Source organism: Microbacterium sp. NRRL B-14842, from assembly GCF_050470785.1.
Map to the genome: position 1 here is coordinate 1 of NZ_JBFLUM010000020.1, position 19,068 is coordinate 19,068.

The 19,068-nt window shown below is 69.4% G+C and carries 17 protein-coding genes and 3 pseudogenes; 12 read left to right on the forward strand and 8 right to left on the reverse strand.

Features of this window, described 5'->3' with window-relative positions:
- From AB1285_RS18785 to AB1285_RS18795, 3 genes and pseudogenes are all read right to left on the reverse strand, one after another.
- Positions 1-758 (reverse strand): hypothetical protein (locus tag AB1285_RS18785; protein ID WP_429977635.1); only part of this gene is annotated, 758 nt, incomplete at its 3' end.
- 534 nt (positions 759-1,292) lie between these two features.
- On the reverse strand, positions 1,293-1,544 hold the full coding sequence (locus AB1285_RS18790) for a hypothetical protein (protein ID WP_429977636.1): 252 nt from the start codon (positions 1,542-1,544) through the stop codon (positions 1,293-1,295).
- Positions 1,545-1,729: 185 nt separating this feature from the next.
- A pseudogene (locus AB1285_RS18795) lies at positions 1,730-2,050 on the reverse strand (glycosyltransferase); the annotation flags it as partial.
- An 81-nt stretch (positions 2,051-2,131) separates the two neighbouring features.
- Here AB1285_RS18795 and AB1285_RS18800 point away from each other — a divergent pair.
- Positions 2,132-2,578: a GtrA family protein gene (locus AB1285_RS18800; RefSeq protein WP_187663385.1), complete on the forward strand. Its 447-nt coding sequence runs from the start codon at positions 2,132-2,134 to the stop codon at positions 2,576-2,578.
- A gap of 19 nt (positions 2,579-2,597) precedes the next feature.
- Here AB1285_RS18800 and AB1285_RS18805 read toward each other — a convergent pair whose 3' ends face one another.
- Both AB1285_RS18805 and AB1285_RS18810 read right to left on the reverse strand, forming a co-directional pair.
- A complete protein-coding gene (locus AB1285_RS18805) occupies positions 2,598-4,040 on the reverse strand; it encodes a polysaccharide biosynthesis tyrosine autokinase (protein ID WP_292795024.1) in 1,443 nt (480 codons plus the stop codon).
- Between the two features lie 71 nt (positions 4,041-4,111).
- The gene (locus tag AB1285_RS18810; protein ID WP_292795022.1) at positions 4,112-5,479 is read right to left on the reverse strand and encodes a polysaccharide biosynthesis tyrosine autokinase; all 1,368 of its coding nucleotides are present in this window, start codon (positions 5,477-5,479) and stop codon (positions 4,112-4,114) included.
- A 94-nt stretch (positions 5,480-5,573) separates the two neighbouring features.
- Here AB1285_RS18810 and AB1285_RS18815 point away from each other — a divergent pair, with 94 nt between their 5' ends.
- The gene (locus AB1285_RS18815) at positions 5,574-6,674 is read left to right on the forward strand and encodes a hypothetical protein (RefSeq protein ID WP_292795020.1); all 1,101 of its coding nucleotides are present in this window, start codon (positions 5,574-5,576) and stop codon (positions 6,672-6,674) included.
- 24 nt (positions 6,675-6,698) lie between these two features.
- On the opposite strand, the gene AB1285_RS18820 is transcribed toward AB1285_RS18815, so the two are convergent.
- Positions 6,699-7,295 (reverse strand): low molecular weight phosphatase family protein, encoded by a 597-nt coding sequence (locus AB1285_RS18820; protein WP_292795018.1) that lies wholly within the window; start codon positions 7,293-7,295, stop codon positions 6,699-6,701.
- A gap of 183 nt (positions 7,296-7,478) precedes the next feature.
- Here AB1285_RS18820 and AB1285_RS18825 point away from each other — a divergent pair, with 183 nt between their 5' ends.
- The 10 genes from AB1285_RS18825 (at position 7,479) to AB1285_RS18870 (ending at position 17,816) form a co-directional block, all read left to right on the forward strand.
- Entirely contained in the window at positions 7,479-9,290 is a 1,812-nt protein-coding gene (locus tag AB1285_RS18825; RefSeq protein WP_429977637.1) for a polysaccharide biosynthesis protein, read from the forward strand.
- Positions 9,287-10,423, forward strand: a complete 1,137-nt coding sequence (locus tag AB1285_RS18830) for a DegT/DnrJ/EryC1/StrS family aminotransferase (protein ID WP_292795014.1) — start codon at positions 9,287-9,289, stop codon at positions 10,421-10,423. The genes AB1285_RS18825 and AB1285_RS18830 overlap by 4 nt, the downstream gene beginning before the upstream one ends.
- 32 nt (positions 10,424-10,455) lie before the next feature.
- Positions 10,456-11,049 carry a sugar transferase gene (locus tag AB1285_RS18835; protein WP_292795012.1) on the forward strand — a complete coding sequence of 198 codons (594 nt, stop codon included), beginning with the start codon at positions 10,456-10,458 and terminating at the stop codon, positions 11,047-11,049.
- The gene (locus AB1285_RS18840; protein ID WP_429977638.1) at positions 11,046-12,869 is read left to right on the forward strand and encodes a glycosyltransferase; all 1,824 of its coding nucleotides are present in this window, start codon (positions 11,046-11,048) and stop codon (positions 12,867-12,869) included. Before AB1285_RS18835 ends, AB1285_RS18840 begins: the two co-directional genes overlap by 4 nt.
- Positions 12,870-12,956: 87 nt before the next feature.
- On the forward strand, positions 12,957-14,036 hold the full coding sequence (locus AB1285_RS18845) for a glycosyltransferase family 4 protein (RefSeq protein WP_370428318.1): 1,080 nt from the start codon (positions 12,957-12,959) through the stop codon (positions 14,034-14,036).
- A gap of 1 nt (position 14,037) precedes the next feature.
- Complete coding sequence (locus AB1285_RS18850; protein ID WP_370428317.1) at positions 14,038-15,108, forward strand: glycosyltransferase; 1,071 nt, start codon at positions 14,038-14,040, stop codon at positions 15,106-15,108.
- Between the two features lie 269 nt (positions 15,109-15,377).
- Positions 15,378-16,082 carry a hypothetical protein gene (locus AB1285_RS18855; protein WP_429977639.1) on the forward strand — a complete coding sequence of 235 codons (705 nt, stop codon included), beginning with the start codon at positions 15,378-15,380 and terminating at the stop codon, positions 16,080-16,082.
- Between the two features lie 966 nt (positions 16,083-17,048).
- On the forward strand, positions 17,049-17,423 hold the full coding sequence (locus tag AB1285_RS18860) for a hypothetical protein (protein WP_429977640.1): 375 nt from the start codon (positions 17,049-17,051) through the stop codon (positions 17,421-17,423).
- A gap of 86 nt (positions 17,424-17,509) precedes the next feature.
- Complete coding sequence (locus AB1285_RS18865) at positions 17,510-17,632, forward strand: hypothetical protein (protein WP_429977641.1); 123 nt, start codon at positions 17,510-17,512, stop codon at positions 17,630-17,632.
- A gap of 25 nt (positions 17,633-17,657) precedes the next feature.
- Entirely contained in the window at positions 17,658-17,816 is a 159-nt protein-coding gene (locus tag AB1285_RS18870; protein ID WP_429977642.1) for a hypothetical protein, read from the forward strand.
- Positions 17,817-17,824: 8 nt separating this feature from the next.
- Here AB1285_RS18870 and AB1285_RS18875 read toward each other — a convergent pair.
- Both AB1285_RS18875 and AB1285_RS18880 read right to left on the reverse strand, forming a co-directional pair.
- Positions 17,825-17,905: pseudogene (locus tag AB1285_RS18875) on the reverse strand (hypothetical protein); the annotation flags it as partial.
- Between the two features lie 387 nt (positions 17,906-18,292).
- A pseudogene (locus AB1285_RS18880) lies at positions 18,293-19,068 on the reverse strand (hypothetical protein); the annotation flags it as partial.

Genomic DNA, 19,068 nt, shown 5'->3' on the forward strand with positions numbered 1-19,068 from the left:
CGCTCCGCGGCGACCCATTCGACGTCGTTCTCCTCGACCCAGGCCCGCAGCGGCTCCACGTCGGCGCGCTGCGCGGCGAGCGTCAGCCCGGGGGACGTGACGGTGCCTGCGAGGTGCAGCACCGCGCCCGCCGCGACGATCATCGCGACCAGGGCCGCCGCGACGGTCCCGCCGAGCCGCCACGCGCGTCGCTCGGGAAGCCGCGCGACCGCCCAGACCGCGACGGCGGCGAGGACCGGGAAGAAGGCGAGGATCCCCGGCGCGGGATGCCGGACCCACAGCGGCAGACGCGAGGCGGTCGCCCACCAGGTCACGAAGGCGAGGGCGCCGACGACGGCCGCGAGAGCGTAGGCGATGACCACACGTTCCTCTTCCGTCGCGATGCGCCAGCGACGGGCGACGCCGAGCGTCACCAGAGCGAGGGTGAGGACAGCGCCGAGGAGCGCGACGGCGGGCGGCAGCGACCAGGAGTCGGCGAGCGTGCCGAGCTTCTGCAGCACCGTCGTCGCGGCGTCGGCCTGGCCGCCGCTGCGCACGAAGCGGACGAACGCGCGCAGGTGCTCCACGAATCCGGCCGGGCCGAGAGCGAGGAGCGCCCCCAGCTCGAACAGGGCCGTCGGCACCGCCGAGAGGAGGAGCGGCAGCCACGCGCGGCGCAGGGCGTCGCGGACGCGTGCCCATCCGCGGCCATCGGCGAGGACCCACAGCGCGACGGCGTAGGCAGGGAGGGCGAGCGCGGCGATGAGCTTGGCCTGCACTGCGAGACCGACGAGAAGGCCCGCGAGCCAGGCCCGTCGCGGGGAGCACGGCGAGAGCCCAGACCAGGAGCGCCGCGGCGGGGATCTCGCCCAGCAGGTCGGCAGGCCCCTCGATGGGGGAGACGCCGGCGCCGGCGGTGAACGCCAGGGGGACCGCGACGGCGAGAAGTGCCGCCCACCGCCCGCCGATACGACGGCCGAGGACCGCGAGTCCAGCGAGGAGCAGCAGCCAGAAGGCGAGCGGCACGAGTCGGGCCGCCAGCACCGGGTCCATGCCGGTCGCCAGGAGCGCCGCGACTGGGAGGAGCACGACGGGCCCCGTGGAGATGCGGGGGGTCGAACGGAGTGATCGTCGAGCCGGACAGGGCGCCGTCACTGGCGTATCCGAGCCCGGCGAGGAGGTTGCGGGCACGGTCAGATTGAACGCCTCGTCCTCCCAGAAACGGGACACCGTGAGGCTGTGCCAGGCGAGGACGACGTGGCCGATCACGAGGGCGGCGGCCGCCACCCAGAAGAGGGCCGTGCGCAGCCGGCTCATCGGCGCACGGGCTCCGGACGACGGACGGCGCGGAGCGGAGCGGACGGACGCAGCGAGAGGAGCCAGGCCTCGCTGAGGGCGGATCGCACGAAGACGCGCAGGCGCTTCGGTGGCAGGGGGAGCCCGCCGCCACGGCCCCACATGGTGCCGGTGCTGGAGGCACCGCGGCGCGGGATGCTGGCGACCCGGACGTACCGCACGCGGAATCCGCCGCGGGCCTCGGCGAGCGAGAAGTGTACGTGCGGCACCGTTGCGTCCGCGGGCACCGCCTCGACCAGGACTCGCAGAGCCTCGGACGGTAGGCGCGCAGGGGCGTGTTCACGTCCGGGATGCGGCGACCCGCTGCGACGGCGATGAGGAGGCCGACCGCGCCGGTGAGCGTCTTGCGGTACCAGGGATCGGTGCGTCCGTCGCGCACGCCGTGCACGACGTCGGCCTGCTCGTCGGTGAGCGCACGCAGCAGCCGGGGGAAGTCGGCGCCGTGGAACTGCCCGTCACCGTCGACGTGCACGAGCGCGTCCGGGTCTGCGGCGAGTCCGGCGCGATAGGCCGCGAGGGCGGTCGGCCCGTGTCCGCGGTTGGTCGCCTGCACGACGACGGTGGCGTCGGCGACGTCGTCGAACACGGTCGCGGTGGCGTCCGTCGAACGATCGTCGGCGATGTGGAAGGAGACCTCGTCGGCCAGAGGCTCGACCGCCGACCGGATCTCGTCGATGAAGCCCCGGATGCCCTCCACCTCGTTGTAGGCGGGCATGACGATGGCGAGGTGGCGGAGAGTCACGGAGTCCTTGCGGTGGCGGGCTGCAGAGGTGTCAGCCAGTAGCCTAGTTGAGCCATGAATCCTCCCTCCCGACTGCGTCGCCTCGCCGGCGTGGGCAGCCGCTTCCTCGTGGTCGGGGCGCTGAGCACCCTGATCGAGGTCGGCGTCTTCAACCTCCTCGTCTACGCCTGGGGGTGGGACGTCGTCGCCGCGAAGATCGTGGCCTCGCTCGTCGCCCTCATCAACGCGTACATCGGCAACCGCGAGTGGACCTTCCGCCACCGCGATCGCCGGGGACGGGCCGCGGAGGTCGCCCTGTTCCTCGCGACCAACGCCGTGTGCACCGCGCTCGGGGCCGCGCTCGTGTGGGTCGGCGTCGAAGCGGTCGGCGGCATCCTCGGCCGCACGCCCGGAGCCGTGGCGGTCAACCTCGTGAACCTCGTCAGCATCGTCATCGTCGTGCTGCTGCGCTTCGTGCTCTACCACTCGATCGTCTTCCGGGTCGCGTCGCCGAAGGCCTGAGCGGCCGACGGGGTCGGCGTCAGGCGGTCGCCTTCGCTCGTCCCCGACGAGGACGAGCGTCGGACCTCTTCAACTGGATAGGGTCTTGCTCGATCGGGGTGGTCGCGCCGTAGGTATAAGCGCCGTAACCGTAGCTGTCCGGGCCCTTCGTCGGAAGCATGGTCACGACGGTGCCGAGCATAGCCACGCCGGCTGTCTCGAGAGCACGGATCGCGCCCGCGAGCTCCTGCTTCTTCGTCTTGCCGGACGCGGCCACCAGGATCACCCCGCTCGTCTTCTTGCCGATCACCGCGGCGTCTGTCACGGGCAGGAGCGGGGGAGCGTCGATAAGAACGTAGTCGAAGTACTCCGTCATCGACGACAGCAACTGGTCCATCGCTGACGATCCGAGCAGCTCGCTCGGGTTCGGCGGAACCGGGCCGCTGGGCAGCACGTACAGCTGGTTCGGCCCCCACTTCTGCAGAGCATCGGCGAGGTCGACACGCCCGATGAGGACGGTCGTCAGACCGACCCCTCCCTCTATTCCCATGTAGTCAGCGATGCGGGGGAGGCGCAGGTCGCCGTCGATCAGGGCGACCCTGACCCCGGTCTCCGCGAGGGCGATCGCAAGGTTTGCTGTCGTCGTCGACTTGCCCTCGCCCGGTCCGGAGCTTGAGACGACGATCGCGCGCGGGCCCGAGTCCACGCGGAGGAACTGCAGGTTGGTGCGAAGCGTGCGGAAGGATTCCGACCGCGGGCTGCGTGGGTCGGCGTGCACGATCAGCGGCCGTTTCTGGGCCTCGGGGTCGAAGGCGATGCCGCCCAACATGGGGCGATCCGTAATCTGCTCGATGTCGTGGAGCGTGTGGATGCGCACGTCGAGGAGCTGCCGCAACACGGCTACGGCCACCCCGGCGCCGAGACCGAGCAGACCTCCGAGAAGGGTGAGCAGTGGAACATTCGGGCTGGAGGGGCGGGTCGGAGCGGTCGCCGGGTCCGTGACGGTGATGCTCACCGGACTCGTCGCTCCCTCGGCGATCGGCTTCTCCAGCGTGTTCTGCACGGCGGCGGCGAAGCTGATCGCCGTCTGGTTCGCGATCTGCGCCGACCGCTGAGGGTCGGTGTCCGTCGCGGTGATGTTGATCGTGACCGTGTTCAGAGGGGTCGTCGCCGTCACCTGAGAGGCGAGACCGGTGACGGTCGTATCGAGATCCAGCTCGTCGATCACCGGTTGCAGGACCAGTTCCGTGCCGATCACATCGACGTAGGTCGTGACCATCTGCCGCGCGAACGTCGTGCCCTGGACGAGATCGCCGGTGGCGGCGCCCTCGCTGCGGACGGAGACGTACAGCTGTGTGGACGCCACGTACCTCGGCGGCTGCGTGAGGGCGTACGCAGCCCCGGCGAGCAGGCCGATGAGCAGCAGCACGAGCATGATGATCCAGTTCCTGTGCAGGATGCGCAGGTAATCGCGAAGTTCCACGCGGGAGATCTCCTGAAGTTTGTGGGGGAGAATGCGGTCATTCTCGCATAGCGGGGCGGGCGGGTGAGTTCTCAGCGCAGGAACTTCGCGCGTCGTTTCCTCGACGCTAGGAATCGTGCGGGGTTGGTCGTGGGCAGCATTGTGATGACCGTGCCGAGAATCGTGGCCCCGACTTTGTCGATGCTGTCGATGGCTGCACGGAGCCGTGGACTCGTCGTCTTGCCGGCGGCGACCACGAGGAGGGCGCCGTTGGACTGGCCGGCGAGAACGGCGGCATCCGTGACGAGCAGGACGGGCGGCGCGTCGATGATGACGATGTCGAATGCGACGCGGAGATCGGCAAGCAGGGAGGACATCGCGGTGGATCCCAGGAGCTCCGCCGGGTTCGGAGGGATGGTGCCGGCGGGAAGCACGAAGAGCGCGCCGCGGCCCCAGCGCTGGAGCGCATCGCTCGCGGCGATGCGCCCGGCGAGGACATCAGTGAGCCCGACTCCTCCCTCGATCGCGAAGTAGTCCGCTACGCGCGGCATGCGCAGGTCGCCGTCCACCAGCGCGACCTTCGATCCGGACTGGGCGAACGCGATCGCGAGGTTCGCGGCGGTCGTCGATTTCCCGTCTCCGGGCCCCGCGCTGGTGATGACGACGACTGGCGTCGAACCGCCTGCGGCGAGGAATTCGACGTTTGTACGAAGGGCGCGGAAGCCCTCCGCCCGTGGATCCCGCGAATCCGCAGCAACCACCAGGGGTTGCTGCGGGGCCTTCGGGTCGAAGGCGATACCACCGAGGACCGGCACCGAGGTCGAGCGCTCCACGTCGTCGATGGATCGCACGCGGGTATCGATTGCGGCGCGGAGCGCGGTCAGGGCGAATCCTCCCGCTATGCCGACAATCCCCCCGATCGTCATCGAGGTCGTGACGTTCGGGGCGACCGGGGCCACCGGCACCTGTGCCACCTGCAAGGTATCGATGCGGATGGGGCTCACCGAGTCATCGGCGCGCTTCTCCAGCTGTTCGACGACGACTGTCGCGAAGCTCTCTCCGATCGCATTGGCTACTCGGGCGGATTGACTCGGGTTCCCGTCGGAGACGGTCACAGAGATGGCCAGGCTGTTCAGTTCGGCGGAAGCTCTGACGTTCTCCGCCAACTGCGCCGGACGGAGATCCAGGCCGAGGTCGTCGATGACGGGCTGGAGGACGAGGGCACTGGGCACGAGCGCGACGTAGCTCGATACTGCTTGCTGGGCGTAGGTGCGACCGAGGTTCAGGTCGGTGGAACTTCCCGAAGGGGACTGCGCCGACACGAACAACGTGGTCGTCGCGTCATAGCGCGGCGCGGCATTCAGGGCGACGAAGGTTCCGCCTGCGAGGCCGATGAGGGCAGCGGAGAGGAGCAGCACCGCATTGCGTCGCAGGATGCGCACGTAATCGTGGATTTCCATCGTCTCCCGAACATGACCGCTTCGTCGTTCGACGCCGGTAGTAGTGTTTCTCGAGACTATCCTCCCCACGCCTCTCTCGTACGGAAGCCGTCTCATGAGCACGCTCGACGATCTCTTCGCGGGCGATCGCCGCACGCCGAGTCCTGCGCGCGATCACGGCGCGACGGCCTTCAGCGCGAAGCTGGAGCACTTGGTCGGGGAGCCGCGGAGGGAATCCCCGAGCGTTCACGGCGACGCGGAGACGCTGCGGCTGCGAGAGATGGTCGCCGCTCCTCTGGTCGCCGGTGCAGCGGACGGCGGCTCGCCCCCGCGCGCTTCGACCGCGCCATTGCGCCGAGGGCGAGGGCGCAGGTTGCGCATCGACCCTGTCAACGCCATCGCCGCGGCCCTGGCTGTTGCGGCCGTTGTGGGAGCCGCGGGTTTCGCGGGCATCAAGGGGGCCAGCGCGTCGCCAGCCGAGACGGCGGCGGAGGCCCTGCGGGAAGACAAGGCGGCTCTCGCCAGCGCCGAGCAGGGGCTGGAGGCCGCCGCAGGGCGCCTCGATGCGCAGACGTCATCGGAGAACGAGATGGCCGCCGCCACACGGGCGGCGCTCGTCGAACTCGACGGAACCATCGTGGATCCGGTGGCACGCGACGCGGCGGTCGCGGCGGCCGACGCCTACATCGGCGCGTTGCGGACATTGGAGCCGCCTGCGCTGCCGCAACCGAGTCCGCCGTCGCCGGTGGACACCGGTTCCCTTCCCGAAGTCGCAGCGGCCATCGACGATGTGCGGGCGCGGGCGGATCTGGTCGACGAGGCACTCACGCAGGTCCGTCTGCTCCGGGCCACCGCGGAATCGCACCGCTCACCGTTCATCCAGGCCCTGAGCTCCTTCGCCGTCGGCTTCACCGACCGCGCTGAAAGTGAGGTCCGGGCGAATCCAGCGGCCGCCCTGGAGTTCCGCGACGCCGTCACCGCGGCGGGTGTGCGCGTCTCGACCGCGCCGCTGCACGAGCCCGACGGACAGGAAGCCCTCATCGCGTATGAGGAGGCGGTCTGGGCTCTTCGCGCCGACGACCGCCGCGAGCGCCTCGAGGTCGAACAGGCGCAACGCGCACAGAGGGATCAGGGCGCCGAGGAGCAGGTGACGGACCCCAGCACGCCGCCGGAGGACGAGACGGCCCCCGAGAGCGGAACCGAACCGCAGCCGTGATCGGCGCTCGCGGGCAACCGAGGGTCAGCTCTCGGCGACGGCGAGACGGACCACACGTACGACCTGGGCGACCGCCGGAACGAGCTGCCGTCCGGATCGCTCGTATGTCGCCTGTGACTGTCGATACGGATCGACGATGTCGTCGTCCTCGGGGCTGAGCGCCGGCGGCGCCATGCCGCGACGGCCCGCGACGGCGGCGACGGCGGCGCGGAGCTTCGAGGACGGATCGGTGTGGTGTGAGGCCGCCTCTCGAAGCTCGCCGTCGGAGGCGTCGGCGGCCAATCGAGCGAACTCCCGAAGCGTGAAAGCCGCTCGCAGGCGGACCGGTGCCAGCTCCACGACGGACCGGCGGTGTTCCCGTGACATCCCCAGGATGAGGTCCGGTGTTTCCAGGAGGGAGGCGGTGAGCTGACGGGACCGGTGCGCCGTTGCGACGTCGAGGGCGACCCCGTACCGAGTGGCGAGGGTGACCGCCTCCTCCGGCATGACCGCGCCGACGATGCTCCGGGTGCCCGCGCTGGTGATGGTCCCCGGAAGATCGGCCAGACCGGCGCGGATCAGCTGTTCGGCCAGCGGAGAGCGGCAGATGTTGCCGGTGCAGATGGTGGTGATCTCGAACACGGGAGCCTTTCGTGGCGGTCGTGGTCAGCGTAGCCGCGTTCCGTAGCGGCCTCGGTCCTCGCCGGAGGTCGAACCGATGTATGGGTAGGCTGTGCCTCAACTGAACACACCACGCGAGGGGGCAGCGCGAGCGTTGGGAATTCGAGGAGCGGGGGGTCAAGTTTGAGTCCTGAGGGTGTCGCCATGGCGCCCGAGCGGCGTCGTGCGCTCGCCGCGGCTCTGGACGCCGGCGCGTGGGCGCTGGGAATCGTCGCCGCCGTGGTGCTGCGTTTCGAGTTCGCCATGACGGCGGCGACCTGGGTGGCGACGTTGGCGCTCGGGCTCGTCGCCGCGGCACTGCACGTCCTGCTCGGGCTCCAGTTCGCGCTCTACCGCGGGCGGCTGAGCTACGGCTCGTTCGACGAGGTTCGCGCGCTCGGGTTGGTCGTGATGGGGGAGTCGATCCTGCTCGGAATCCTCGTGATCCTGTTCGGCAACGCGGTCGGGATCCCGCGGGGCACGGTGTTCCTCGCCTTCCCCTTCGTGCTCCTCTTGATGTTCGGCGTCCGCTACCTCACCCGCTTGCTCTCGGAGCGGACGCGTAAGCCCGGCGATGAGGCAGAGCCGGCCATCATCGTGGGCGCGGGGTACCTCGGCGACAACGTGCTGCGAAGCATCCTCACCGACCCCGCATCGCCGATCCGGCCGGTGGGACTCCTCGATGACGACCCCGCGAAGAAGCACCTGCGCCTGCGGGGGGTGCCCGTGATCGGCACGACGAGCGACCTCGCGGAGGCCGCCGCGAGGACGGGAGCGACAACGCTCGTGATCGCCGTGGCGCGTGCCGACGGCGCGCTGCTGCGCGAGCTCACAGACCGCGCGGAGGCGGCAGGCATGAGCGTTTCCGTGACCCCGAGCCTCACGCAGATCCGCTCCGGCGAGGGATCGCCGGCCGACCTCCGTGACGTCAGCATCGAGGACCTCATCGGGCGCCACCCGGTGGACACGAACGTCGAGCTCATCGCCGGCTACATCACCGGCAGACGCGTGCTCGTCACGGTGGCCGGCGGTTCGATCGGCTCGGAACTGTGCCGGCAGCTCGCGAAGTTCGGCCCCAGCGAACTCACCATGCTCGACCGTGACGAGACCGGCCTCCAGCTCGCGCAGATCCGCACCGCTGGACATGGTCTTCTCGACACGAAGGATGTCGTCCTCGCAGACATCAGGGAACCCGAGATCCTCCGCCGCGTCTTCTCCGAGCGGTGTCCGGAAGTTGTCTTCCACGCCGCGGCACTCAAGCATCTCCCGATGCTCGAGCAGTACCCGGACGAGGCGTGGAAGACCAACGTGCTGGGGACACTCAACGTCGTGCAAGCGGCCCGCGAATGCGGTGTGGCGACATTCGTCAACATCTCAACCGACAAGGCGGCCAACCCGACGAGCGTTCTGGGCCATTCCAAGCGTCTCGCCGAGAAGATCACTGCCTGGGCCGGAGCGGAGACGCGGATGCGCTATCTCTCCGTTCGATTCGGCAACGTGATCGGCAGCCGGGGCTCCATGCTGCCGACCTTTCAGGCGCTCATCGACTCCGGTGGGCCACTGACCGTCACGCACCCTGACGTCACGCGCTACTTCATGACGATCCCCGAGGCCTGCCAGCTCGTCATCCAGGCTGGCGCGGTGGGGCGGTCCGGCGAGGTGCTGATCCTGGACATGGGAGAGCCGGTGTCGATCCTTGACGTGGCCAAGCGGATGATCGCGATGTCCGGCAAAGCGGTCGAGATCGTGTTCACGGGACTCCGGGATGGCGAGAAGCTGCACGAAGAGCTCGTCGGAGATCGCGAGAGCCTCGAGCGGCCCTTCCACCCCAAGGTGTCGCACACGCGTGCTGACCCCCTCGCACCGGACCGTCTGGACCGCGCCGGGTGGTACTCCCGGATGGGGGCCACGCCTCCGCCGGTTGACGCCACGTCGGTCACGCCGATGCCACTCGTCGACACGGAGGGCGCTCCATGAGCAAACGAATTCACATGTCGTCGCCCGACATCGGCGAGGCGGAGCACGAGGCGGTCCTCGCCGCCATGAGGTCGGGCTGGATCGCTCCTCTCGGCCCCGACGTCGATGCGTTCGAACGAGAGCTGGCTGCGCGAGTCGGCGTCGCGCACGGCGTCGCGCTGAGTTCCGGTACCGCGGCGCTGCACCTGGGGCTGATCGTGCTCGGAGCGGGGCCAGGCACAGTGGTCCCGACCTCGACCATGACTTTCGCAGCCACCACGAACGCGATCACGTACACGGGGGCGGAGCCGTACTTCATCGACGCCGACCCGGCGACCGGGAATATGGAACCGGAACTGCTGCGAACGGTTCTTCACGAACTCCGTGCCTCGGGCGCCACCGTGCCGGCGATCGTCCCGGTCGACCTGCTGGGAAAAGCGGTCGACTACACCGCCATCCTCGCGATCGCCGCCGAGTTCGAAGTGCCCGTGCTCGCGGACGCCGCGGAGTCACTGGGAGCCACCCATGGCGGACGAGCGGCGGGCAGCTTCGGATCGGCGTCAGCGGTGTCGTTCAACGGCAACAAGATCATGACCACCTCCGGCGGGGGGATGCTTCTCACCGATGACGGCCAGATCGCCCGTCGCGTGCGCTACCTCGCCACTCAGGCTCGCCAGCCCGTTGTCCACTACGAGCACACCGACATCGGCTACAACTATCGCCTCAGCAACCTGCTCGCGGCGCTCGGCCGCGCACAGCTCAGGCGCCTGGACGAGATGATTGGTCGGCGCCGGGAGATGAGAGCGGCGTACAAGACCCTCTTCTCGGACGTCCGGGGCGTCGAGGTCTTCGGCGCGGCGGGCGACGAGGCGGACAACGCTTGGCTCACTTCGATCCTCGTCGATGCCGATGAGACGGGGTGGACGCCTGCCGAGCTTTCCACCTACCTCAGCGGTGATGACATCGAGACGCGTCCGCTGTGGAAGCCGATGCACGCGCAGCCCGTGTTCGCCGGGGCACGGGGAATCATCACCGGAGCGGCGGACGAGCTCTTCCGCCGTGGGCTCACGCTGCCCAGCGGCTCCGCCCTGACGGATGAGCAGCGAGAGCGCGTGCTCACCCGGATCGGCGGGTTCCTGGACGGGAAGCGATGATGGCTGTCCGGGTTGCGTCTTCCTACGACCCGGTGAAGCGAACGTTCGACGTCCTGGGCGCTGCCATCGGCCTCGTTCTCCTGCTGCCGGTGATCGCCGTCACCGCGATCTGTGTCGCGATCGATGTCGGCCGACCGGTGATCTTCGCGCAGCCGCGTCCCGGCCGCCATGGTCGGATCTTCACGCTCTACAAGTTCCGCTCCATGCGCAGCGTCGATGACAGGCACCGCTTGGTCACGGACGAACAGCGCGTGACCAGGTTCGGGCGCGTTCTCCGCGGATCGAGTCTCGACGAGCTGCCGTCGCTGTGGAACGTGTTACGAGGGGAGATGAGCGTCGTCGGTCCGAGACCCCTGCTTGTCGAGTACCTCGACCGCTACACGCCGGAGCAGGCTCGGCGGCATGAGGTGCGCCCGGGGCTCACCGGCCTCGCGCAGGTCGCGGGCCGGAACGCCGTGAGCTGGGAGCGTCGCTTCGCGCTCGACGTGGCCTACGTCGATGCCCGAAGCCTGGGCCTCGATGCCCGTATCCTCGCGCGTACCGTGGGTCTCGTGCTCCGACGCGAGGGGATCACGCCCCCCGGCTCGGTCAGCGCGCACACATTCGAAGGAACCGGTCACCCATGAGCACTTCCCCGATCTCGCTGGTCATCATCGGAGCAGGGGGCTTCGGGCGTGAGGCCCTGGACACCTACCTCGCTGCGAAGGCCGTTGGACTGATCGACATCGACCTACTCGGAGTCGTGGACGATGCGATCACGGACGGGGATGCGGCGAAGCTCGACCGCCTCGGCGTGACCTACCTCGGTACGCGGGAGAAGCTCGCCGCACAGACGAAGGTGCGGCTCGCCGTGGCCATCGGGGACCCCCGCGTCCGGGGCAGAGTGACGGCGGAGTGCCTCTCCCTGGGGTACGAGCTGCAATCCCTCGTGCACCCTACGGCCGTCATCGGGTCACTCACCACTGTGGGCCCCGGAAGTATCGTCTGTGCGGGGGTCCTCGTCTCCACCTCAGTGCGCCTTGGTCGTGGCGTACACCTGAATCCCGGGGCCACTGTAGGCCACGATACGACGCTCGAGGACGACGTCTCGATCAATCCGCGAGCCGTCATCTCGGGGAATGTCCTCGTCGGACGGGAGGCGCTCGTCGGTGCCGGGGCTGTGGTGCTGCAGGGCCTCGAGGTCGGGGCGGGGCGCGACGGTCGGCGCCGGTGCCTGTGTCACTCGCGACGTCGATGCCGGACGGATCGTGAAGGGAGTGCCGGCCCGATGACGCGGACGGTCGCCATCGTCCTGAAGACCGCAGCAGGGGGGCTCTGGATCCTCCCGCAGGTACGCGCGTTGCGCGAAGCGGGTGCGCGTGTGACTGTGTTCATCCCCGATGCGCCTGGTCGCCTCGGTGACCGGCTCGCCGAGATGGCTGCCGACGACGACGGCGTCGTGGTGCGGCGGACCCGCTATCAGTTCGGGCTTCTGCCGAAGCCGGCGAACATCCGCGACTTCCTCTCCTTCGCTCGCGACCTGCGTTCTCTCCGTCCGGACGCGGTGCTCTACCATCTGTACGCCAGCGCCCTGGCGACGCGAACGGCCCTGCTTGGTCGTCGGACGAGGGCGGTGCACATGGTCGCCGGTCCTCTGCATTTGGAGACCCCCGTGATCCGACTTGCGGAGAGGGTGCTGCACCGTGCGGACGACGTCATCGTCTGCGGGTCGGACGACACCCTGCGCCGGTACGCCGAGGTGGTCTCCGGTGCCGACAAGCTCGTGAGCATCCCCTACGGCGTAGACACGCGGGTCTTCATGCCACCGCAGGGTGGAGACCAGCCGATGGCGGACGAGCCCCGCCGCGCGGGCTCGTCTTTCGAGGTCATCATGGTCGCGTTCGTGTATGCCCCCAAACGTCTCGTGCATCGTGGACATGGCATCAAGGGACATGCGGAACTCCTGCAGGCGTGGGCGGCATTCGTGCGCGACCACGAGGACGCGCACCTGACAATCGTTGGCGGCGGGTTCCGTCCTGAGGGGGAGCTCTATCGCCGCCAGCTCGTCGATACCCTTCCCCGTTCGCTCGAGGAGCTGCGCGTCACGTGGTTGGACACGGTGGACGACGTGCGAGCGGCCTACGCGGCTGCTGACGTCAGCGTCAGCCCGTCGTTGTCCGAAAACCATGGCGCGGCGCTGGAGGCTTCGGCGATGGCGGTACCGTCGATCGTGAGCGACGCCGGCGGTCTGCCCGAGACCATGGTGCACGGGGTCACCGGCTGGGTGATTCCCGCCGGCGACTCCTCTGCTCTCCGTGACACGCTCGAGGAGGCGTATCGAGCATGGCAGGACGATAGGCTTTCCGCGATGGGCAATGCGGCGAGGGCGAGAGCCGTAGAGCTGTTCGACAGCACTGCCGCCGCAACACGCGTGGCGCAGGTCGTCCTCGACGGGGCATTCCGGTGACCGAAGGGGCGCCCCGGGTTCTCGTCTTCTCGGAAGCACGCTTCGCCATGGACGCGGCCGGACGCTTCCTCTCCGAGGATCCCGGCTGTGAACGGCTGCGCCTGGGCGCGAGAGCTGCCAGGGGACTCTCTGTCTCCGGTGCTCGCCGCCCGTGCCCGGCTCGATGATGATTCCGCCGGCTCACCGCTGAGCGGGGAGACGATCGCGTTGCCGCACTACATCGGGCTCCGTCAGTCGGTCCTGCGCCTTCCCGCCACGTGGGCCGCCGTACGTCGGAGTGTCGGCGGCGCGGATCTCGTGTTGGTCAAAGTTCCCGGCGTGCTCGGCACCCTTGCGACCCTCTCGGCGCGTCGGCGCGGTATCCCCGTCGCCGCGGAAGTCGTTGGTGATGCCGAAGGCGTCCTGCGTTCCGGTGCGCTGGGCGCGGCGGGCCGCCTTCTGCGCCCCGTAGTAGGCATGGTCACGCGCCTTGTCGTTCGCCGAGCGAGAGCCGTCAGGTATGTCACGGAGCGGGAACTGCAGCGGCGCTATCCGCCCGCGCCGCATGCCGAGGTCGCGTCCTTCTCTGATGTGGTGATCGCCGACGAACCGCGCTGGAAGGGAACAGAGGACGGGGCACCGCACCTCGTGTCGGTTGGCTCCGTCGACCAGCTTTACAAAGGACATCACCACCTGATCGAAGCTCTGGGACGCATCCGGGATGAGTTTCCGACTGTCACGCTCACCGTGGTCGGTTCAGGGCGGAGGATGCCCTTCCTGCACGAGACCGCCCGCGAGCAAGGGGTACCCGACGCCGTCCGTTTCACCGGGTATCTGGGCGACCCGGCGGAGGTGGAGGCGGTGCTCGCCGAGGCGACGTTGTTCGTTCTCCCCTCGCTCACGGAGGGGATGCCGCGCGCGCTGATCGAGGCGATGGCAATCGGCGTACCGGCCATCGCTAGTCGCGTCGGCGGGGTGCCGGAGCTTTTGCCCCCGTCCGCGACTTTCGACCCGGGCGACGTGACGGCGATGACGCGACTGCTGCGCGAGCTGCTCCGGTCACCGGAGCGGCGCCGCGAGCTTTCGACCGCCGGAATCGCCGCGACCCGGCGATTCTCCCCGTCCGCGCGCGCCGCCGCGCTGGCAGACTGGCAGCGGACGCTGATCGGCCTGGCCGGAGGTGGATGAGATGAAGCCCACGGTCGTCGTCCATGTCATCGGAAGTCTCGATCACGGCGGCGCAGAGAAAGTCGCCCTCGATCTGTGCGAAGCGATTCCGACCGCCCGCGTCACGCAGGTCTTCTATTGCTTCTCCGGGCGAGAAGGTGCTCTCGCCCCGCGGTTCCGGCATGCGGGCGCGGTGGTGTCCGTGGCGCCTGCCGGTGGCACGCTCGCCCGAGTCGGCGCGCTCCGACGCCTCGTGCGAGAGCGCGGGGCGGATGTCGTCGTCTCGCACGTCTCGCTTGCGAGCGCTTTCCTCCTTCTGGCCGTGCGCGGCACGGGCGTGCGGCGGCGCATCGCCCGCGCCCACAGCACGGGTGACGATCGAGGCGGTGGCCTGCGAACGGCGTATCGAACGGCTGCTCGAGCGCTGTTGCCCTTCTCGGCGACCCACGTCGTGGGAGTCAGCGATGCGGCTCTCCGCTTCCTCATCGGACGGTGGGGGAGGCTCCATCGCTGGCTCGACGTGGAGACGCGCGTACTGGTGAACGGCGTCGACGTCGGGCGCTTCCACCCGCCGATGGAGGCGTATGGCGTGCGGCCCCCACGAGTTGTGCACGTCGGCCGCGCGTCGCCGGAGAAGAACCGCCGTATCCTCGTGCCGATCTTTCGGGCGCTCCGCGCCGTGGGGCCTGTGGAGATGGTGGTGGTGGGTCCCGGCGGGACCGCGGACCTCGGCGAGCTGCCCAGCGACGGAGGTTTCCGTGTCGTGGGTGTGGTCGACGATGTGGCACCGATCCTCCGGGAGGCGGATGTCCTTCTGCTGCCCTCGTTCCGGGAAGGGCTTCCTGGTGTCGTGCTGGAGGCCCTGGCCAGCGGTGTTCCCGTCGTCGCCTCCGACCTCCCGACCCTCCGCGAGCTCGAGACGCTTCCCGGCGTGGCCTTCGTCTCCCCAGAGGCCGCCGCCTCCGAGTGGGCGGCCGCAGTGGCACGAGCGATGGACCTGAGCCATGCTGACCGCCGCGCTCTGGCGGAAACCGTAAGAGGTTCGAGGTTCACCCTGGAGAGGAGCGTGAATGACTGGCTCTCGCTCTGGTGATCTTCTGCTCGTCGCGGACGCTACCGGTCGACACCATCGATGGGTGAGGGTGTGTCTCGGCCTCGCCATAGGCTTAGTGACGCTGATCTGGAGCACATCGACCGGAGGCGGGGAGGCGAGCGCGGCGCAGGCCGGTATGCTCATCGCCGCGTTCATCGGCCTCCTGGTCACGGCCTGGAATCCGCGTGCGGGGGCAGGCGGAAGCGCCTTCCTCTACTTCTTCGTCTTCGCCCTGTTCCACGGCGGCCTCGTTATCGCGTACGTGCTCCATGGCGACGCCGCACTGCTCGGCGGCGGCGACAACTCCTGGATCGCGGCCGAGGCGGCTGGCTCCGGCGACCTCCCTCACCGTGATCGGTGCGGCGAGCGCCAGCGCGGGTGTTGCTCTCGGTCAGTTCGCGCGTGCCAAGACTCCGCCCTCGCCGGTGGCGACGGCGCCCGCCGGGAGGCTTCCGGTCGTCGGCGGCGCGGCCGCCGTCATCGGCGCGGGAATGATCGGTTCTGCGCTGTGGTCGAACGGCGGTCTCGCCAGCGTGGGTGGCTACCTCGAGTTCCTCGACGTGGTGGCCGGCGAGTCGGTGTTCAGCTACGGCACCCTCCTGCTCGGGCTGGGGCTGTGTCTGCTGGTGGCGAGTGGCGGACGCAGCCGCATCGTCGGCTGGGCCAGCATGCTGGCGCTCGCCGCCTTGGCGCTGCCGCTCGGGCTCCGCGGCCCGGTACTCTTCCCGCTCGTTACCCTGGTGATGATCGAAGCCAAGCGGCGACGCCTACGGTTGGGGGTCTTCCTGCTCGTGGCGGCCGCGGTGCTCTCGGCGATCAGTGTGATCCGGCAGACCAGAGCCCAGGGGTTCAGCGGGCTGCTCGAAGGTGGATGGACGCGGATCGACCCGATCGACGGTGCCGCCGAGATGGCTATTCCCTGTTCCCGGTGGTGCAGGTCGAACAGTGGATGTCGGCGGGACTGCCTCAGATGAACGGCGTCACGTTCATCGCGCCGGTTGTAAGGGTCGCGGAGCGGCTGCTGGGGGTGCCGTCACCGCCGGGGGATCAGGACCTGCGCCTGTTCAACGTCGAGGTCTTCACCCGTATCGGCCCCATCGGCGGTTCGCCGATCGCGGAGGGGTACCGGAACTTCGATGTGCTGGGCGTCGTCCTCGTCATGTGTGTCCCTGGGATTCGTGCTGGCGCGGATCGACCGGCTACCCGGGACTCCACAGGGAGCGGCGCTGGCCGCCGTCATCATGCTGCCGGTCGTGACCGCGGTGCGAACTCCTTCGCTCCGGTCATCCCGCAGATCCTCATCGGTCTCGTCTTGGTGGGAGCGGCTTTCCTCGGGTCACGCGACCGGGGCGCGGGGGGACTGGATGAGGAACCTCGTCAAGGCCGTCTCCGCCATGATCGCGGGATCAGGAGCGCAACTGGCGGCGAATGCGCTGGCGGGGTTCCTCGCGACGGCATGGGCTGCCGGTGGCCGAGCGCGGGCTCATGATCCCTCGCGCTCTCCGCGTCCGCCATCGTCTCCCTGCTGGTCAGCGCCGGCATCGGCAACACCCTCAGGGCGAGGCTGCCGCGAAGCGAACCATGAGGAGGCGGTCGAGCTACGCCGCGCGTTCACGACGGCGGGGCTCATTGTGATCGTGGTCTCGGCGGTGGTCGGGGGGCGGGGGCCGCGGTGCTTCTGCAGGGCACCGACGCGAGGATGGCCACGGCGCCGATCATCGCGGCGGTCGCGCTCGCGACCTCGTCGCAGGTCGGCATCGCCCTGCTCACGGACGCGCGCTTCGCCGGGATGAGGTACGCCGCCGGCGCTCGCTGGGCCGCCGGCAGCGCTGTCGCGGGGCTGCTGAGCTTGGGCCTCGCGCTCGCGTTGTGCGCCGGGGGCGGCATCACGCCCACGGCAGCGCTCCTGGTGGCGGCTCAATACTGGAGCGGTCGCGGTCGTGCGCGTCGTCTCTGTGGTCTTCGCCTTCCGCGATGGCGACCTGATGTCCGGGTGGGCATCCGCCCTCCGTGTATCGCGGCTCTTCGTCGCGGGGGTGTCCACCCTCGTCCTCCCGCTCGCCATCGTGGTCATCGCCCGGTCCGACCGGCTCATCCTCGGAGCCGTCACCTCGGCCACCGTGGTGGCGGTGTACGGCCTGGCGGCCACCTATGCAGAGGTCATCCGCGTCGTCCCGACGGCGGTCGCGCAACTCGCTCCAGCTCGGGTCGCCGGAGGGGGGCGGATCGCGCAGCGTGGCGGGTCTCGCCGTACTCTCGGTGCTCGCAACCCGCGGTCACGGCAGCTGTCGTCGGTCTCGCGGCGACCTGGCTGACCGTCCCGCTCTTCGGCACCCGTACACCGATGCCGTCGCTATCACCTGGCTCCTTCTTCCCGGCGAGGTGTTCTACGCGCTGGGTCGTGCTGGCGAACCTCGTCCTCATCGGGGGGGAGTGGAATCGCGCGGCGACACTCGTCGGGCTCTCCTCCGTGCCGGTCGCGCTCGTGCTCTACAGCGTCGGTGCGATGCTCGGGGGGCGCTGAAGGGCTGGCCGTCGCGCGCGATCTGGTGCTGGCGGTCATGGCGATCGCCGGTGGCATCGCCGTCTACGTCGTCTTCCGCCGGCGCCGTCCGGGACTTACTGCACCCGAGCAGGGACGCCCCATGCCCCGTGAACCCGCCGGCACCGACCGTGTGACGACGGCGCCCGCTCCGATGGAGCTGTGATCGCCGATCGTGACTCCGGCGAGCACCGTCACCCTGGCGCCGAGCCAGACGTCTTCCCCTATCGCCACCGGCGCGGCGATGAATCGCATCTCGGCGAGCGGGGACGGTGTGGTCGTGGTTGGCGTCCCGGATGACCACGTTCTCCGCCACCTTGGTGCCTGTGCCGAGGAAGACCTCCTCGCGCGCGACTATCACGGCGCCGGGCCCCAGGTAGTGGGCGTCGATCGACAGCCGTGCCCCCGGCCCCGCCGTCAGCGTCACATTGCGGGTGACCGCGCAGGAGCGCACGCGTAGGGACCCGCCCGGTGACACCCTGATGTCGCAGCCGGGGCCGATGAAGGTGGCACGGTCGGCATCGAAACCGGGGTACATGAGGCGCAGACGCGTCTTGCGGACCGACGAGCACGCGAGCTCACCCAGTCGCCACACGCCGCGCAGGAGCTTCGCGACGGTTCGGCGCAGTGCGGCGATGGGGGTCATGGGAGGCTGCTCCGGATCGTGGGGGTTTCGTCAAGGGGCGCACTGATCGGTGATGTGCACGGGGCTCTCCCGGGAGAGCGGGGGTCTGCACCAGTCCAAGTTCGCCGGCCGCTCCCCTGCGGAGGGGTGAAAGCGAACCGGATGCTGTGCACGGAATCGAGATGGTGTTGCACTTCCACCTTCACGACCGGGCGTCCGAGGTGCTGACCCGAAGAGATCGGCTGCACGGGTGCGCCGTCCACGCTGATCTGCTTCAGAGTGCCACCGGTCGGACCATAAATCGCGACGTAGGTGCTGATATCCGCGGGGGCGTAGTACGGCCCGGTGATGTAGTACGGAAGTCGCGACGCGGTGGCCGCGTCCAACATCGATGTCAGCGTTGTCGTCCCCTCCATCGTGCCTTCGCCACGGCACAGCGTGGTCGACATGTCGAGGTAGTAGCTCTTCTTCGAACCGGTGTTGTCGTTCACGAAGACGCCGATCTTCGTGGCGTTCGCCGTGTCAGGGGGAAAGGTGCCGGCGAGAGGTGAGTCCGAGACCAGCGCGGCTTCGTCCGCGTCGTCCGTCTGGTAGAGCAGACGGCGCTCGTCAACCGCCTGCGCGAGGGCGGCCATCAGCACGTCGGGCGCGAAGGCCCCACTGGTGAGTGCGCTGAACACGCTCGATGCGGCACCGGCGAAGAACGCGTTCTGCATCATCGGATCCTCGTACCGGAAGTAGACCTCGTTGAGGAGAAGCGGGACGGCGTTGTCGGCGGTCAGTGCATCTCCGG

Bases quoted from the DNA above. Each gene is read 5' to 3' on its own strand.
- AB1285_RS18855 (WP_429977639.1), top strand. From the start codon at position 15,378: ATGGCGACGCCGCACTGCTCGGCGGCGGCGACAACTCCTGGATCGCGG.
- AB1285_RS18815 (WP_292795020.1), top strand. From the start codon at position 5,574: ATGAGCACGCTCGACGATCTCTTCGCGGGCGATCGCCGCACGCCGAGT.
- AB1285_RS18850 (WP_370428317.1), top strand. From the start codon at position 14,038: ATGAAGCCCACGGTCGTCGTCCATGTCATCGGAAGTCTCGATCACGGC.
- AB1285_RS18825 (WP_429977637.1), top strand. From the start codon at position 7,479: ATGGCGCCCGAGCGGCGTCGTGCGCTCGCCGCGGCTCTGGACGCCGGC.
- AB1285_RS18840 (WP_429977638.1), top strand. From the start codon at position 11,046: ATGAGCACTTCCCCGATCTCGCTGGTCATCATCGGAGCAGGGGGCTTC.
- AB1285_RS18800 (WP_187663385.1), top strand. From the start codon at position 2,132: ATGAATCCTCCCTCCCGACTGCGTCGCCTCGCCGGCGTGGGCAGCCGC.
- AB1285_RS18830 (WP_292795014.1), top strand. From the start codon at position 9,287: ATGAGCAAACGAATTCACATGTCGTCGCCCGACATCGGCGAGGCGGAG.
- AB1285_RS18810 (WP_292795022.1), bottom strand. From the start codon at position 5,479: ATGGAAATCCACGATTACGTGCGCATCCTGCGACGCAATGCGGTGCTG.